We start from the raw sequence: 15,652 nt of genomic DNA, 5'->3' as shown, positions 1-15,652 counted from the left end.
TCGTACGACGGTCCGCCGCACGTCACCCCGATTGAGCCGAGGGCGTAGGCGGCAGCAGCGGCCCGCAGTCCCACTGCTGGAAGATCAACCGGGTCTCCACCCGGGCCACTTCACCCCGCGCCGTGAACTCGTCCAGCACCAGCCGCTGCAGATCCGCCATGTCGGCGACCGCGACATGCACCAGATAGTCGTCCGGCCCGGTCAGATGAAACACCGTCCGCGACTCCGGCAACGCCCGGATCCGCTCCACGAACGGCCCCACCAGCTCCCGTCGGTGCGGCCTGACCTGCACCGACAGCAGCGCCTCCAGACCGCGCCCCAGCTTGGCCGGATCGAGCCGCAGCTGATGACCGAGGATCACACCCGCCCGGCGCAGCCGGGTCACCCGGTCCAGACACGTCGACGCGGCGACCCCCACCTGCGCGGCGAGATCGCGGTACGTGGTCCGGGCGTCGTTCTGCAGCAGCCGCAGCAGCTGCAGATCGACCGGATCGAGTACGACGGATGCGGCCATCGCCCGAACGTAACACGGAGTTCCGCGCCCGCACCCCGCCCGATGTTCACCCTTCCTGTCATGGACTCCACGAGAGCACTGGCCACCGAGGCCGTCCACGCCGGCCGCGACGACCTCGCCCGGCAGGGACTGCACGCCCCGCCCATCGACCTGTCGACGACCTACCCCTCGTACGACAGCCGCGGCGAAGCCGCCCGCATCGACGCCTTCGCCACCACCGGAGCCGACCCCGAGGGCCCGCCCGTCTACGGCCGCCTCGGCAACCCGACCGTCGCCCGCTTCGAGACCGCCCTGGCCCGTCTCGAAGGCACCGAGGCCGCGGTCGCCTTCGCCAGCGGCATGGCCGCGCTGACCGCCGTCCTGCTGGCCCGGGCCTCCACGGGCCTGCGCCACGTGGTGGCCGTACGCCCGCTGTACGGGTGCAGCGACCACCTGCTGACCGCCGGCCTGCTGGGCTCCGAGGTCACCTGGACCGACCCGGCCGGCATCGCGGACGCCCTGCGCCCGGACACCGGCCTGGTGCTGGTCGAGTCCCCGGCCAACCCCACGCTGGCCGAGGTGGACCTGCGCGCGGTGGCCCACGCCTGCGGCTCGGTCCCGCTGCTCGTGGACAACACCTTCGCCACGCCGGTCCTGCAGCGCCCCGCCGCACAGGGCGCCCGGCTGGTCCTGCACAGCGCCACCAAGTACCTCGGCGGACACGGCGACGTGCTGGCCGGGGTGGTGGCGTGCGACGAGGAGTTCGCGGGCCGCCTGCGCCAGATCCGCTTCGCCACGGGCGGCGTCCTGCACCCGCTCGCCGGCTATCTGCTGCTGCGCGGCCTGTCGACCCTCCCGGTCCGGGTCCGCGCGGCCTCCGCGACCGCCGCGGAACTCGCCCGCCGCCTGGCCGCCGACCCGCGCGTCACCCGCGTCCACTACCCCCGGATCGGCGGCGCGATGATCGCCTTCGAGACGACCACCGACCCGCACGAGGTGATCGCCTCCGTCCGCCTGATCACCCCGGCGGTCAGCCTCGGCAGCGTCGACACCCTCATCCAGCACCCCGCCTCCATCAGCCACCGCATCGTGGACGCGGACGACAGACGGGGCGCGGGCGTGAGCGACAACCTGCTGCGGCTGTCGGTGGGTCTGGAGGACGTGGCGGACCTCTGGTCGGATCTCGATCAGGCGCTGGGTCCCCGTGGCGCCTCCGCGTTCGCGGCCCGCACCAGCGCCGCATCCACGTCCAGCCGCGCCGTGATCACCAAGGTCCCCTCCTCGACCTGATAGTCGAGGGGAAGCCCCAGCCCCCGCATCGCGGCGACCATCCCCGTATTGGAGGCCTGGGTCACGGCGTACACGCTCGCGCACCCGGCCTCCACCGCCATCCCCACCAGCCGGCGCAGCAACTCCCCGCCGACACCGCGCCCTTGCCACTTGTCCTCGACCAGCAGCGCGACCTCGGTCTCGTCCCCGTCCCACAGCAGGTGGCCGAGCCCGACGATGCGTCCCGAGGCGCTCTGCACGGCGAGGGTGCGGCCGAAGCGCGGGCTGAGTAGGTGGTTCAGATAGCGGTCGGCGTCCCCCACGGGCCCGTGGTACCGCAGCGAGAGCGTCCGCGCGGAGCACCGCTCGTGCATCTCCTTCGCGGCCTCCAGATCCCGCGTGTCGGCCCGCCGTACGGTGATCTCGTTGCCCTCGGGCAGCGTGCACACATCCTGGCCGCGCGGCACCCGGGGCCCGAGCCGCGCGTCCAACTCCACCAGGGCCCGCGCCCGGGCGAACTCGGTCGGGGTGAACGGCAGATACGGCCGCTCCACGCTGATCACTCCGCCTTCCGGGGCCCGCAGCCGCATCACGGTGTCCTCCAGCACGCCCTCCACCGGCACGCCCTGCGGCGGCCGGCCCGCGCGGACCGGCGCGGCGGGCTGCTGGCGGATGGTGCAGCGGCCCAGCAACTGCCGCAGCGCCAAGGGCAGTTCGGCGGCGTCCAGGGCCGTACGGGCGGCCAGTCCCAGCACCCGGGTCGGCGCGTCCACCAGGTCGTGGGCGTCGGCCCGCTCCAGCCAGGTGTCGACGCCGCCGGCCTCGCGGACGACCTCGGTCAGCTCGGTGGCCGTCAGGTCGCCGGGGGCGCGCAGCAGGAACTCGTCCACCGTGCCCTCGGCCAGCGGATGCGTCTGCAGGCTCAGGATGTCCACCCGCAGCCCGGCGAGGGCGGTGCACAGCGCGGCCAGCGACCCCGGTTCGTCCCTCACCGTCGTCCGCATCCGCCACAGGGTGCTCTGCGGCGCGGACGGCCCGGCCGGCTGCGCGGAGGGCAGCGGCCGGGCGCCGGTATCACCCGCCGGCGGGGCGTGACCGTGGCGGCGTGGCCACCACGACGACAGCAGGCCGGCGACCTTGTTCTTCGCACGCGTCACATCAGACATGTCTCGACTCATGCAACCACTGTGAAGGAACGGTGTTGCGTGATCACGAACGTAGTGTGACTGACGAGTAAAGCGTGCTTATGTCTGTTTTGTCGTTCAACCACCGCGTCCGGCCGCGGCGGTGTCGTCACTGCCCCACGCGCCCCGGCTGGAGCACCTGGGTGAACAGCACCGTCCCGTCGTACTCCCGCAGCCGCACCGTCAGTTCGCCGCTGTCGCCGTCGATGTCGACCTCGCCGAAGAACTGGTAGCCCTCGGCCGGCGACACGTTCGAGGCGGTCGGCGCCTTGACGAACACGCGGTCCGGACCGAACGTGCCGTCGAGCGCGCTGGCGGGGAACGCGCCCGCGTTGAGGGGCCCGGAGACGAACTCCCAGAACGGCTCGAAGTCCTTGAACGCGGCCCGCGACGGGTCGTAGTGCTGGGCCGAGGTGTGGTGGACGTCGGCCGTCAGCCACACCGTGCCGGTGATCCTGCGGTGCTTGACGAACCGCAGCAGCTCCGCGATCTGCAGCTCCCGGCCGAGCGGCGCGCCGGGGTCGCCCTGCGCGACGGCCTCGAAGTTCGCCTTGCCCTCGACCCCGTCCGGCACGACGAGCCCGAGCGGCATGTCGGCGGCGATGACCTTCCACACCGCACGCGACCGGGACAGCTCGCGCTTGAGCCACTCCAACTGCTCGGCGCCGAGGATGCCCTGCGGGTCGGTCGTCTGGTCGTCGGGCGAGTTGGCGTTGCGGTACGTCCGCATGTCCAGCACGAACACGTCGAGCAGCGGGCCGTGGCGGTGGACGCGGTAGATCCGGCCGTCGGGGCGGCCGCTGATCGTGGAGATGGGGAAGTACTCGGAGAAGGCCCGGCGCGAGCGCAGCGCGAGGTCGTCCAGCCTGGTGCCGGCCGGGTAGGCGGTGCCGGTGCCGACGACCTCGCCCGGGTACCAGTTGTTGCGGACCTCGTGGTCGTCCCACTGGATGACGTTCGGCACCTGGGCGTTGAACCGGCGCAGCGCCTCGTCCAGCAGGTTGTAGCGGAAGTTGCCGCGGAAGTCGTCCAGGGTGACGGCGACGTGCGACTTCTCCTCGGTGGTGACGTTGCGGTACAGGCTGCCGTCGGGCAGCGCCTGCGTCGCCGCGATGACGCCGTCGGCGTAGATGTTGTCGCCGCTGCACAGGAAGAAGTCCGGGTCCAGCCTGGCCATGGCGTCGAAGATGCGGTAGCCGCCGATCGACTCGTTGATGCCCCAGCCCTGCCCGGCCAGATCGCCGGACCACACGAACCGCACGCCCTGGCGCCGGCGGGCGGAGGCGGTGCGGAAGGCGCCCGTGACGGGTTGGCCGGTGCGGCGCGGGTCGTCGGGGTCGGCGAGCAGCACACGGTAGTGGATCTGCTCGCCCGAGGGCAGCCCGTGCAGCCGGGTGGTGCCGGTGAAGTCCGAGTCGGCGCCGAGCAGCGGGCCGTGCCATCTGCGCGGGTTGCGGAACGACTCCGTCGCCGAGGTCTCGACGATCATCCGGGCCGGACGGTCCGAACGCACCCACACCAGGCCCGAGTCGGCGGTCACGTCGCCCGCCTGCACGCCCCAGTTCGCGTTGGGCCGTCCCGACAGGGCGAACGCCGGTGCCGCGCCGAGCGAGGTGGGCAGGGTCAGGGCCGCCGACGCGGCGAGGGAGCCGCGCAGAACGCTGCGGCGGCCGGGGAACGGACGGTGTGACATGGATGCGCCTCCAGGACGGGTTCCGGCCGGTGTGCGGTGCGATGCCACAACTACTGGTGCGCCGCAGCGCACACGGAAACCACAAGTGAACAACTGGCCGCGCGGCCAGGGAAACGGACACGCACCACACCTGCTCCGCCCACCGCAAGAAACCAGCCACTCACCGGCCGCCTCCAGGCCATCTGCCGGTTGGCGGGGTGGCCGGCGGTGCGGCCTTCGGGCATGCGGTGGTTGTCGGGGTGGTCGGCAGTGAGGTCCGGACGTGCGGCTGGCATCGGGGCGTCGGTTGTGCGGTCCGTGGGCTGCGGTGGTTGGCGGGGTGGCCGGCGGTGCCCTCCGCGGTCATACGGCTGCCACCGGGCCGTCGTCCTGTGCGGTCCGTGGGCATGCGGCTGCCGTCGGGTCGTCGTCTCGTGCGGTGCGCGGTCATCCCTCGGCGGCGCGGGCCATCAGCGCTGTGCCGGATCTGATGCGTGCGGGTGACTGGTGCGCGTAGCCGAGCACCAGCCGTACGCCGTCGGCCCCGTCGTCGCCTTCCCCTCCGTGTGCGTAGTCCGCCAGCGCGCGGACGGCCACCCCGGCCGCGGTCACCCGTTCGAGGAACCGTTCCCGGGGCCCGTACCGTTCGGGCAGCCGCACGATGACGTGCAGTCCCGCCGCGATGCCGGTCACCTCCGCGCCGGGGAAGTGCTCCGCGAGGGCGGCGACGAGGGCGTCCCGGCGTTCGCGGTAGGCACGCTGGCAGCGGCGCAGCTGGCGGTCGTAGTCGCCGCGCTCGACGAATCGGGCGAACAGCGCCTGGTCGAGGGTGGGATGGCCGAGGTCCATGGTCCGCTTGCGCTCGACGACGTCGTCCGCGAGCGACTCGGGCACGAGGAGCCAGCCGAGCCGCAGGCCCGGGGCCAGGGACTTGCTGACCGAGCCCGTGTAGGCCACGTGGTCGGGGTCGAGGCCCTGCAACGCGCCGACCGGGGCGCGGTCGTAGCGGAAGTCGCCGTCGTAGTCGTCCTCCAGCACCAGCCCGTCCACCGACCGCGCCCAGTCGAGGAGTTCGGCCCGGCGGCGCGCGGAGTAGGCGATGCCGGTGGGGAACTGGTGCGACGGCGTCGTCACCACGGCCCGTGCACCCGAGCGTCGCAGCGGGCCGACGGCGAGCCCCTCCTCGTCCAGCGGCAGCGGCACGGTGGCCACGCCGGCCGAGGCGTAGAGGGCCTCGTGCTGGGGGCTGCCGGGGTTCTCGACACCGACGGTGCGCAACCCGCGCGCGTGCAGCACGAATCCGAGGAGCGTCGTCGCCTGCGCGACTCCGGAGACGACGACGATCCGCTCCGGGTCCGCGACCACACCCCGGCGCCGGGCCAGCAACTCGGCGAGCGCCGTGCGCAGTCGGGGCAGACCGCGCGGGTCGGGATAGCCGAGGTCCTGGTGCGGCAGCTCGGCCAGCACCCCGCGCTGCGCCGCGGCCCACGCGGCCCGCGGGAACAGCGACAGGTCCGGCGTGCCCGGGACGAAGTCGGCCGACGTGCCGGGGGAGCGGGGGGCGAGATCACGCGCGCGTGGGCGAGCGGTCCGCACGGCGCCGCCCACCCAGGTGCCCGCGCCCCGCCCGCTGCGCAGATACCCCTCCGCCGTGAGCTGCTCGTACGCCTCGGTGACCAGCCCCCGCGACACGCCGAGGTCGGCGGCGAGGTCCCGGCTCGACGGCAACCGCGTCCCCGGCGCGAGCCGCCCCGACCGTACCGCCTCCCGCAACGCGGCCTGAAGCGATCGCCCCCGCGTGCGTGCCGGAGCGGAAGCCGCCGGCAGGAGCAGTTCCCAGGCGGGGGTGGCCGCCCGCGAAGGCTCCGGACCGGTCGGTGCGGGAGTGGCAGAAGCAGACTCGGCACCGTCCCGATTGGTCCCCGATGAGGTCATGGAAATGGACCTTAAACCGGGCCGCCGCCCTCCCTAGCGTCACCGTCATGCACCCCACCACCCGCGGCGCCCTCCTGGCCGCCCTCGCCTGTGTCCTCGTCGGAGGGTCCTTCACCGCCAACAGCCTGCTCGGCCACTACCCGTATGCGGGCGGCCAGTTCCTGCGCTACGGCCTGGCCTGCCTGCTCCTGCTGCCGCTGGCCGGCACCGGCGCCCCGGCCCGGCTGCGGGCGCTCGTGCCCCGGCAGTGGGCGCGCCTGACGCTGCTGGCCGCCGTCGGCATGGTCGGCTTCAACCTCGCCGTCCTGGCCGCCGAGCGCACCGCCGAACCGGCGGTTCCCGGCGTCTTCGTGGGCTGCGCGCCCGTGGTCGTCGCCGTCGCCGTACCGCTGAGCGAGGGCCGCCGGCCCCAACGGCTCGTGCTGTACGGGGCGTTGCTGGTCGCCGCCGGCGCGTTCACCGTCCAGGGGTGGGGACGCACCGACGCCCGGGGTCTGGCGTTCTCCGTGTGCGCGCTGGCCGGTGAGGTCGGTTTCGCCGTCCTCGCCGTGCCCGTGCTGCGCCCGCTGGGCCCCCGGCTGCTGTCCGCCACGGTGTGCGGCGTCGCGGCGGTCGAGGCCGCCGTCGCCGGCGCGGTCGTGGACGGCACGGCGTGGCTGCGCCGCCCCGACGCGACCGAGGCCGCCGCGCTGCTGTGGCAGGCGGCGGTGGTCACCGTCGTCGGGTTCGTGTGCTGGTACATGGGCATGCAGCGCATCGGCGCCGAGCGCGCCACCCTGTTCTCCGGCCTCATCCCGGTCGCCGCCGCGTGCACCGCGCCGCTGGTCGGCACGGGCTCCTACGGCACCGCGCAGGCCGTCGGCAGCGCCCTGGTCGGCGCCGGGGTCGGGCTCGGCTCGGGCGCGTTCGCCGGGTCAGCGGCTGCCGTCGAGGATGACGCGGGCGACCAGGGCCGGGTCGTCGTTCATCGGGCAGTGCCCGCAGCCGGGCAGCCGCACCAGCCGGGCCCGCGGGATGATCTGCTTGGCCCGCACCCCCTGCCGCCGCACCAGGAGCATGTCCCGGGTGCCCCAGGCGACGGTGACCGGCACCCCGGGCAGGTCGTCCCGGAACAGGACGGACCCGCCCGCGCGGAGGGTGTCGTCGAAGCCGGTGGCCCGCGCCAGCGCCAGGGTCTCGGCGACCACGGCCTCGGGTGAACGGCGGCCCGGGCGGGCGTAGATGGTGCTCGTCAGCATGGTGCGGCCGGCCGCCGAGCGCGACAGCCCTTCCACCAGGGGCAGCGGCAGCCGCTGTGCTATCCGGCGCATGGCGAGCAGGACGCCGAAGGCGTAGCGCCGTTCGGGCTCCGACCAGAACCCGGCCGGGGACAGGGCGGTGACCGACCGGACGAGCTTCTCGCGCCCGAGCTCCAGCGCGATCAGCCCGCCGAGCGAGTTGCCCGCCACGTGCGGCCGCTGGAGCTCCATCGCCTCGCAGAACGCGCGGAAGACGGCCGAGGTCGTCGCCAGGTCGTACGCGAGCCCCTCCGGCAGCCCCGGGGAGGCGCCGAAGCCGGGCAGGTCCACGGCGATGACGTCCCGCTCGGTGGCGAGGATGTCCACCACCGGGTCCCAGGCCTGCCGGTGGTGGCCGATGCCGTGCAGCAGGAGCAGCGGTTCCCCGCGGCCCACGCGCGCGTACGAGACGGTCACGGGCCGCGGGCCACGCGGGGATGGCACCTCGAAGGAGACGGTGGCGGACATGGGGCTGCTCCTCGGCTGGGATCGCTGATGGTCGACTCGGTCGCACACGGACGCCGTAGACAGCTTGTCAGCAATTACTACCGACGGGTAGCCCCAGGGCGGACTCAACCTCCCGCGCGGATCTCCAGGTTGAAGTGCGCGTGCCCGAGCCGCTGCATCAGGTTCAGCCACAGCGGCAGGAACATCTCCACGTTGCGGGACGCGGCGATGCCGCCCAGGTCGAGCACCCGGTGCGCGGGCCAGCCGAACTCGCCGAGCAGCTCGGTGACCTGCTCCTTGGCCGACGCGTCCTCCCCGCACACGAAGATGTGGTGCTCGCCCGGCACCAGCGAGGGCCGCACCATCACCTCGCAGTTGACGGTGTTGAGGGTCTTGACGACACGCGCCCCCGGGAACGCCCGCTGCACCTGCTCGCCCACGCTGTCCGACTCGACGGGGTCGAGGCGGACCTGCCCGTCCTCGAACGCCAGGGGGTTGGAGACGTCCACGAGGATCTTCCCGTCGAGGTTCTCCGCCCCGGCCGCCTCCAGCGCGGCCAGGGTCACCCGGCCGCCGACGGCGCTGATCACGACCTCCGCCGCCGCGGCCGCCTCCGCGAAGGTGCCCGCCCGCGCCCCGATACCGGCCTCGCGCGCCCACTCCAGGGCGGCCGGGTTGTCCTTGCCGCGCGAGCCGAGCGTCACCTCGTGGCCGATTTCCACCAGCTTGCCGCCGAGCGTACGGCCCACCACGCCCGTGCCCAGAACCGCGTACCGCATGGCCACCTCCCCGTGTCCGGACCGCCGACCACCGGCGGACCGTGGGCCATTCTGCTCCGGGACACGCGGATTTTTCCTGGACACGGCCGGATGTGTCGCATGGGATGGAGAGGTGACGACCGACATCGAGACCGACGTCTTCGAAGAACACCGCCCCATGCTGCTGGGCGTCGCCTACCGCATGCTCGGCCGGGTGGCCGACGCGGAGGACGTGGTGCAGGAGGCGTGGCTGCGCTGGTCGCGCGCCGCCCGCAGCGAGGTGCGCGAACCGCGCGGCTACCTGGTGCGCGTCACCACCCGGCTGGCCATCGACCGGCTGCGCCAGGTCAAGGCACGCGGCGAGACCTACGTCGGTCCGTGGCTGCCGGAGCCGTACGTCACCGACTTCGGGGACACCGTCCCGGACGCGGCCGAGCAGGCCGTGCTCGCCGACTCCGTCTCGCTGGCCGTCCTGGTCGTCCTGGAGTCGCTGTCCCCGCTGGAGCGGGCGGTGTTCGTGCTGCGGGAGGCGTTCGGCTACCCGTACGCGGAGATCGCGGCCATGCTCGACCGCGGGGAGGCGGCGGTACGGCAGCTGTCCGGGCGGGCGCGCAAGCACGTCGAGGAGCGCCGGCCGCGTTACGAGGTCGACCCCGCCGTGCGCCGGGACCTCACCGAGCGGTTCCTGGCCGCCGCGGAGGAGGGCGACCTGGACGGCCTGATGTCGCTGCTCGCGCCGGACGTGCGCCTGGTCGGCGACAGCGGCGGCAAGTCGCGGGCGCCGCTGCGGGTGCTGGAGAGCGCCGACCACGTGGGCCGCTTCCTCGTCGGAGCCGCTCGGAAGGGCATCCCGGACCCGTCCTTCCGCTTCATGGAGCTCAACGGCGGCCCCGCGCTCGTGGCCCTGTCGGCGGGCAAGCCCGACAGCGTCTTCCAACTGGACGTCTTCGAGGGGCGGATCCAGGCGGTGTACATCATCCGCAACCCCGACAAGCTGCGGTCCCTGGAGATCCCCGAGGCGTGACGCCGGATCCCGTACCGGTCTCAGTCGCCGTCGGTCTCGTCGTCGCGGTCGCCCTCGGCCTGGGAGGGCGTCGGGTGGTCGGGAGCGGGGTGCTCGGAGGTGTTCCGGCTGTCGTCGTTCTCCGGTTCGCCTTCGGCCTGGGACGGGGTGTGCTCGCTCATGCTGGTCACTCCTGCCGGCGGGCGGGCCCGCCGGGTGCGTTTCGGATACCGCCGATGGACGGGCCGGGTACCCGTCGCGGGCCCGCTGACACGGTGCCGCCCCCGGCCGGGGGCGCGGCGGAAGCCCGTGCGAGCGCCCGGCCCTGCGCCCGGTACCACTGAGTGGCGACCACCACGGCCAGCGCCACCTCCACCACGTCCCCGCCGTAGTACATGAGGTGTGACGCCTGGTGCAGGTCGGCCGGGGTGTACGCCAGTCCGGGCGGGCCCGCCCGCCACAGGCTCCGGGCGAGGACGGTGTGCGCCGCGGCGGCGGCGAACAGGACGCCGGACCGCAGGGCGAGCCCGGCCCGGTGCCGGACGGGGTCGAGGGCGAGGACGGAGAACGTGAACAGGGTGCCGGCGGCGAAGAGGTGCACGGTCGGCAAGGGGCTGTGGTGCACGGCCGGAGGCAGGGGCGCCCGGTACAGCAGCCACATCCCGCCGACGTCCACGAGCGCGGCGACCGGCGGCCACACCAGCAGCGTCACCGGACGTGACCGGGTCAGCGACAGCAGCGTCCGCCGCGCCGGCACCGGCAGTGCGCGCAGGGCGAGCGTGACGGGCCGGGCGAGCACGACGAGCAGGGGAGCGGCCATGCCCGCCGCCAGGTGCGTGGCCATGTGCCCGGTGAACGGCGGCAGCCACGCCTCCCACGGAGCGGCGACCGCCGCGGTGAGCGTCGCCGCGCCCAGCCACATCGCCGCGTCCCGGCCGCGCGCCCACCGGTCCCCGCGCCGCCGCAGCCGGCCGGCCCCGGCGGTGTAGAGGACGCCGGCGAGGAGGCACAGTCCCGGCAGCACGTCGGTCGTCACCATGGGCACCCCGCTCGAACGGCCCGCACGCGTCCGTCAGCCGGCGCGTCCGGCCGCCCGCGACCGCCACCACAGCAGCGCGCCCGCCAGCAGGAACAGCACGGCGATCACGTTCCACGTCCAGTCGTAGGGAGCGGGGTCGACGTGGTAACGGATCTGGTGCAGCCGCAGCAGCTTGTGCTGGACCGTCCCGTCGTACAGCTGGAACCCGCCGAGCCCCAGACACACCCCGGCCCACCACACCGGGCGCGGTGGGCCGCCCCGGCGGCGCAGGTCGGCGTACAGGAAGAGCCCCGCCACGATCGCCAGCCAGCCCCCGGCGTGGAAGAGGCCGTCGGAGACGAGACCCGCCTCAGGCGTCGACCTGTCGTAGAAGTGATGCCAGTGCAGCAACTGGTGGAAGACGGTCTCGTCGACGAACGCGGCGATACCGATCCCGGTCAGCAGCCCGCCGACCAGGGCACGACTGCGCGTCCGTCGGTCCGGGAAAGCGAAGGCCATGAGCCTCCTTCGGGGCCGGAGCGGGGCGGGCCGCCGCCGGGTACCCGTGGCCCGCACCGCGTAACAGGGCGGTGGGCGGTGTCGGTCGCGCGTGCCGTGAAACCCGGAGGCGGAGAGGAACAGGCTCGTCACCCACCGAGGAGGCCGTGTTGTCCCGCATCTCCGACGCCGTCCACCGGCGCATCCGCGCGGAAGTCGCCGAACGGGCCGAGGCCATGTGGGAGGTCGCCTCGCAGCTGCACGCCCACCCCGAGTACGCCTTCGCCGAGCAGCGGGCCGCCGCGCTGCTGACGGGGGAGCTGCGCCGGGCGGGATTCGAGGTCCGCGAGGGCGTGGCGGGCATGCCGACGGCGTTCGTTGCGCGCTCGAGCACGCGGCGGCCCGCGGTGGCGCTGCTGCTGGAGTACGACGCCCTGCCCGGACTCGGGCACGCCTGCGGGCACAACCTGATCGCCGCGGCCGGCCTGGGCGCCGCCCTCGCCGCCCGCGCCGCGCTGGACGGCGACGGCGGCGACACGGGCTCGGTGCTGGCGGTGGGCACCCCAGCCGAGGAGGGCGGGGGCGGCAAGGCCCTGGAAGTCGAGGCGGGCGTCTTCGACGACGTCGACGCGGCGCTCATGTTCCACCCCGGCGTGTACGACTGGGCGCGGGCTCCGCTGACGGCGCAGGAGCAGTACCGGGTCGGCTTCCACGGGCGGGCCGCCCATCCGACGGGCAACCCCACCGAGGGCATCGACGCGCTCGCGGCGCTGGTCGAGCTGTTCAACGTGCTGTCGGCGCTCGGCCGCCGGCTGCCCGAGGCCTCGCACATCCAGGGCATCGTCACCCACGGCGGCAAGGCCACGAACATCGTCCCCGAGTACGCCGAGGGCCTGTTCGGCCTGCGCGCGGCCACCACCGCGGAACTCGACGACCTGGCCGAGCGGCTGGGCACGTGCGCGCGGGGCGTGGCCCAGGCCACCGGGACCACCGTCACCGTCGAACGGGCCACCGTCCGCTACGAGCACTTCCGCGACAGCGCGGCCCTCTCCGACCGCTTCGCCGCCCACCTCACCCGCGCCGGCATCCGCCTCACGCCGCCCGTACCCGGCGTGTACCTGGGATCGTCCGACATCGGCAACGTCAGTGCCCGCGTCCCGGCCATCCACCCCTTCGTCGCGATCATGGACGAGGACGGCTCCGACCACACGCCCGAGTTCGCCGTCGCGGCGGCCTCTCCCCGGGCGCGCCGGGTCCTCACGGCGGTCACGGAGGCGCTGGCGTGCACGGCCGTCGACGTGCTGGGCGACGCGGAGCTGCGGGAGGGGGCGTGGCGGGCGCACGGCGGGGTCGCGGTCGGACGCTGACGGCCCACCGCGCGGGGCCGTCCGGGTACGGCGGTCGTCCTAGCCGCCCTGGCCGTGCGCGTCGCCGCCGCCGTTGCGGCTCGCGGCACTCCCGCAGGTGACCGCCCCCGCGGTGGTGACCCGCGCCGACGGCGGCGCGGACGGCGGCGCGGACGGCCAGGTCCGGCCGTGGTCGCACGAGTCGACCCCCAGGGTCAGGCGGGCGCGCCGGGTGTCGACCAGCGCCCTGTGCAGGGCGAGGCTCGTCTCGGCCGGCAGCTCCCCGTGGTCGACCCAGCGGAGGACCTGCTCCGCGACGCGGCGCAGCTTGGTGTTGGTGTGCTGGGAGACATGCTGGAGCACGTTCCAGCCATCCTCGGGCCCGAGCCCGTACAGCACCCTGAGCGCGCCGATCGCCTGGTCTATGGCCGCGTGTGAACCGAGGGCACGGCGTAGCTGCTCGACTTCCCGCCGCAGGGCGGCCAGCTCGCCGAGGGGTTCGTGCTGTTCCGTCATCCGCGCCTGACCTGCCCGCTTTCCCGGCTCGGCGCGCTGTGACGTTCCCAGCTGACGGCGCCGCTCCGCTCTGGCCACCGTGCACCCTCGCGCACCGTGACCGCGAGCCGTGAAGCGAACACTTCGCCGGCGACGGTCCGGAAAACGAAGAGTTCCCGCCCGGCCCGCCGGGGGCCGGGTCGTGCTGTCCGCTCCACGAGCGACGTAGCCTTCAGGAGTAACCGGTTCCAGCCGAGGGGACGGCGCAGCCTTGCACACGCTCACCTTCGACAGCGACGATCTCGGCCGCACGGAGGCATTCCTCAGCCGCGCCTACGCCAGGATGCGCATCGGCAACGACAGCGCCGGGACCAGCCGGGCGCACATCGACCGCACCGCCACCGACTCCTTCAGCGTCGACGAACTCGACCTGGACTTCTCGATGAGCTACGCGGTCACGCCGCTCGGCCGGATCTGCCTGTGCCTGGTGCACGAGGGCACCATCCAGGACCACAGGTACCAGGGGGTGGAGGACTCCTTCGGCCCCGGTGACGTGGTGTCCTTCGCGCCTCCGGAACTGCCGTACGCGGGCCGCATCTGCGCCGCCCGCTACAACATCACCATGCTGGACCCCGACCTGCTGGCCCAGGTCGCCGGGCCGGCGCCCGGATCCCGGCCGGTCCGCCTCACCGGGCACCGGCCGCACTCCGGCGCCGCGGGGCAGCGGCTGCGCGACACGATCGGCTACCTGCGCGATCACGTCCTGGCCGTGCCGGACCTCGCCGAGCAGCCGCTGGTCGCCGCCACCGCCGCGCAGCACCTGGCCGCCGTCGTCCTGGGCACCTTCCCCAACACCGCGCTCACCGAGCCCACGGCGGCCGACCGCCACGACGGCCACCCGGCCGTGCTGCGCCGGGCGCTGGCCTACATCGAGGACCACGCCGACCAGCCCCTCACCGTCGCCGACATCGCCGCCGCGGCCCATGTCACGGTCCGGGCCCTGCAGTACGCCTTCCGCCGGCACCTCGACACCACACCGCTCGCCCACCTGCGCACCGTGCGGCTCTCCCACGCCCACCAGGACCTGGCCGCCGCCGACCCGGGCGACGGCGCCACGGTCACCGGGATCGCGGCGCGCTGGGGCTTCCACCACCCCGGCCGCTTCGCCGCGCTCTACCGCAGCTCCTACGGCCGCTCGCCGCACCGCACCCTGCACGGTTCCTGACACCGCCGGCCGGGCCCCGCGCGAACGGTTCGTGAACGCCGTGCGGCAACCGCTCTCTGTGTTCCCTATGGGATCGAGGATTGGTCTTGACCAAGGGTTTGGGCCGCCCTATGGTCGCAGAGAAGTGCAACAACCTTTAATAAACAAGGGCGCTAAAAGCCGCGGGACCAGGGCGATTGCGGAGGACAGGGTGGGGACCACGCAGTTGGAATCGGTGCCGGAACCGAAGTACTGGCATCTCAAGACCGTGCTCACCGAGGCACTGGACTCCGAGTTCTCCGTGGGCGAGATCCTGCCCAACGAGCGTGATCTGGCGGCCCGTTTCGGTGTCGCCCGCGCCACGTTGCGCCAGGCGCTGGAGCAGCTCGAACTGGAGGGCCGCCTGCAGCGCCGCCGCGGTGTCGGCACGACCGTCGCCCCGCCGCGCGTGGGCGTGGCCGTCGGCACCGAACAGCACGCCTGGCCGGGCGCGGCCGGTGACGTCTGGCAGGCCGTCGACTGCACGTTGCAGGTGCCGCCCGCGGCCGTCGCCGCCGCCCTGGGCACCGGACCGGACGAGCCCGTCCACACCGTCCGTCGCTCCCGCGTGTCGAACGGCCAGCCCGTCGCCGCCGAGCTGCTCCACGTGCCGGCCGCGTCCGTGCCCGACCTGTCCGCCATCGACGCCCCGTCCGGGCCGGCACGCGCGCGTGCCGTGCTGCGCGAGCTGCAGCGGCTGGAGCTGGAGGGCCGCGACAGCGCGGTGGAGCTGGGTTCGGCCCGCGCCGACGACGCCAAGGAACTGGACCGCCTCCCCGGCTCGCCCGTCCTCGTCGTCACCACCCGCTTCCTCGCCGGCGGCCGCACGGCGGCGCTCTCCGTGGCCACGTACCGGGCGGACACCTGCCGGCTGACGTTCGGCGACTCGGACGGCGTGGAGATACACGAGGACGCGCAGCGCCGGGCGTCCTGACCCCGACGAACTCCGCGCCCCGAGCCTTCCGGGGCGCGGAGCCCGCGGGCGGGGTGCGCAGGACGCAGGCTTCCCTGCCG

The 15,652-nt window shown here is 74.1% G+C and carries 15 protein-coding genes and 1 pseudogene; 6 read left to right on the top strand and 10 right to left on the bottom strand.

The annotated features are described in order from the left end of the window. Nucleotides 1-22 precede the first annotated feature (22 nt). Nucleotides 23-514 (bottom strand): Lrp/AsnC family transcriptional regulator, encoded by a 492-nt coding sequence (locus tag ACYF6T_RS26565; protein WP_461699476.1) that lies wholly within the window; start codon nt 512-514, stop codon nt 23-25. A gap of 60 nt (nt 515-574) precedes the next feature. Between ACYF6T_RS26565 and ACYF6T_RS26560 the strand changes: the two genes are divergently transcribed. Beyond that, nucleotides 575-1,783, top strand: a complete 1,209-nt coding sequence (locus tag ACYF6T_RS26560; RefSeq protein ID WP_461699475.1) for a trans-sulfuration enzyme family protein — start codon at nt 575-577, stop codon at nt 1,781-1,783. Here ACYF6T_RS26560 and ACYF6T_RS26555 read toward each other — a convergent pair. The 3 genes from ACYF6T_RS26555 to pdxR all read right to left on the bottom strand — a co-directional run bounded on the left by ACYF6T_RS26555 (nt 1,681) and on the right by pdxR (nt 6,553). Further along, nucleotides 1,681-2,928, bottom strand: coding sequence for a GNAT family N-acetyltransferase (locus ACYF6T_RS26555; RefSeq protein WP_461699474.1), 1,248 nt, complete (start codon nt 2,926-2,928; stop codon nt 1,681-1,683). The genes ACYF6T_RS26560 and ACYF6T_RS26555 overlap by 103 nt on opposite strands. A gap of 127 nt (nt 2,929-3,055) precedes the next feature. After that, entirely contained in the window at nt 3,056-4,639 is a 1,584-nt protein-coding gene (locus tag ACYF6T_RS26550) for an alkaline phosphatase D family protein (protein WP_461699473.1), read from the bottom strand. Nucleotides 4,640-5,065: 426 nt separating this feature from the next. Next, the gene (gene pdxR / locus ACYF6T_RS26545; protein ID WP_461699472.1) at nt 5,066-6,553 is read right to left on the bottom strand and encodes a MocR-like pyridoxine biosynthesis transcription factor PdxR; all 1,488 of its coding nucleotides are present in this window, start codon (nt 6,551-6,553) and stop codon (nt 5,066-5,068) included. Here pdxR and ACYF6T_RS26540 point away from each other — a divergent pair. Further along, nucleotides 6,544-7,383, top strand: a pseudogene (locus ACYF6T_RS26540) (EamA family transporter); the annotation flags it as partial. The gene pdxR and the pseudogene ACYF6T_RS26540 sit on opposite strands and share 10 nt — an antisense overlap. Nucleotides 7,384-7,467: 84 nt before the next feature. Here ACYF6T_RS26540 and ACYF6T_RS26535 read toward each other — a convergent pair. Together ACYF6T_RS26535 and ACYF6T_RS26530 are read right to left on the bottom strand one after the other, a co-directional pair. After that, a complete protein-coding gene (locus ACYF6T_RS26535; RefSeq protein ID WP_461699471.1) occupies nt 7,468-8,298 on the bottom strand; it encodes an alpha/beta fold hydrolase in 831 nt (276 codons plus the stop codon). 104 nt (nt 8,299-8,402) lie between these two features. After that, a complete protein-coding gene (locus ACYF6T_RS26530; RefSeq protein ID WP_461699469.1) occupies nt 8,403-9,056 on the bottom strand; it encodes an NADPH-dependent F420 reductase in 654 nt (217 codons plus the stop codon). 112 nt (nt 9,057-9,168) lie between these two features. On the opposite strand from ACYF6T_RS26530, the gene ACYF6T_RS26525 reads away from it, so the two are divergent. Continuing rightward, complete coding sequence (locus tag ACYF6T_RS26525) at nt 9,169-10,059, top strand: RNA polymerase sigma-70 factor (protein ID WP_461699468.1); 891 nt, start codon at nt 9,169-9,171, stop codon at nt 10,057-10,059. Nucleotides 10,060-10,079: 20 nt separating this feature from the next. On the opposite strand, the gene ACYF6T_RS26520 is transcribed toward ACYF6T_RS26525, so the two are convergent. Genes ACYF6T_RS26520 through ACYF6T_RS26510 form a run of 3 tightly spaced genes read right to left on the bottom strand, consistent with a single transcriptional unit; the run spans nt 10,080 to nt 11,575 of the window. After that, the gene (locus ACYF6T_RS26520) at nt 10,080-10,220 is read right to left on the bottom strand and encodes a hypothetical protein (RefSeq protein ID WP_461699467.1); all 141 of its coding nucleotides are present in this window, start codon (nt 10,218-10,220) and stop codon (nt 10,080-10,082) included. A gap of 5 nt (nt 10,221-10,225) precedes the next feature. Further along, nucleotides 10,226-11,077 carry a cytochrome c oxidase assembly protein gene (locus ACYF6T_RS26515; protein ID WP_461699466.1) on the bottom strand — a complete coding sequence of 284 codons (852 nt, stop codon included), beginning with the start codon at nt 11,075-11,077 and terminating at the stop codon, nt 10,226-10,228. A 33-nt stretch (nt 11,078-11,110) separates the two neighbouring features. Next, nucleotides 11,111-11,575, bottom strand: coding sequence for a DUF2243 domain-containing protein (locus ACYF6T_RS26510; protein ID WP_461699465.1), 465 nt, complete (start codon nt 11,573-11,575; stop codon nt 11,111-11,113). 215 nt (nt 11,576-11,790) lie between these two features. Between ACYF6T_RS26510 and ACYF6T_RS26505 the strand changes: the two genes are divergently transcribed. Continuing rightward, on the top strand, nt 11,791-12,921 hold the full coding sequence (locus ACYF6T_RS26505; RefSeq protein ID WP_461699604.1) for an amidohydrolase: 1,131 nt from the start codon (nt 11,791-11,793) through the stop codon (nt 12,919-12,921). Between the two features lie 39 nt (nt 12,922-12,960). Here the strand turns inward: ACYF6T_RS26505 and ACYF6T_RS26500 are convergent, their stop codons facing one another. Continuing rightward, nucleotides 12,961-13,416 (bottom strand): ANTAR domain-containing protein, encoded by a 456-nt coding sequence (locus ACYF6T_RS26500; protein ID WP_461699464.1) that lies wholly within the window; start codon nt 13,414-13,416, stop codon nt 12,961-12,963. Between the two features lie 250 nt (nt 13,417-13,666). Between ACYF6T_RS26500 and ACYF6T_RS26495 the strand changes: the two genes are divergently transcribed. Both ACYF6T_RS26495 and ACYF6T_RS26490 read left to right on the top strand, forming a co-directional pair. Continuing rightward, entirely contained in the window at nt 13,667-14,620 is a 954-nt protein-coding gene (locus tag ACYF6T_RS26495) for a helix-turn-helix transcriptional regulator (protein ID WP_461699463.1), read from the top strand. Between the two features lie 190 nt (nt 14,621-14,810). Further along, the gene (locus ACYF6T_RS26490) at nt 14,811-15,572 is read left to right on the top strand and encodes a GntR family transcriptional regulator (RefSeq protein ID WP_461699462.1); all 762 of its coding nucleotides are present in this window, start codon (nt 14,811-14,813) and stop codon (nt 15,570-15,572) included. Nucleotides 15,573-15,652: the final 80 nt, after the last annotated feature.

It is taken from the genome of Streptomyces sp. 7R007, assembly GCF_054850255.1.
This window is presented reverse-complemented; position numbering and strand designations above follow the sequence as displayed.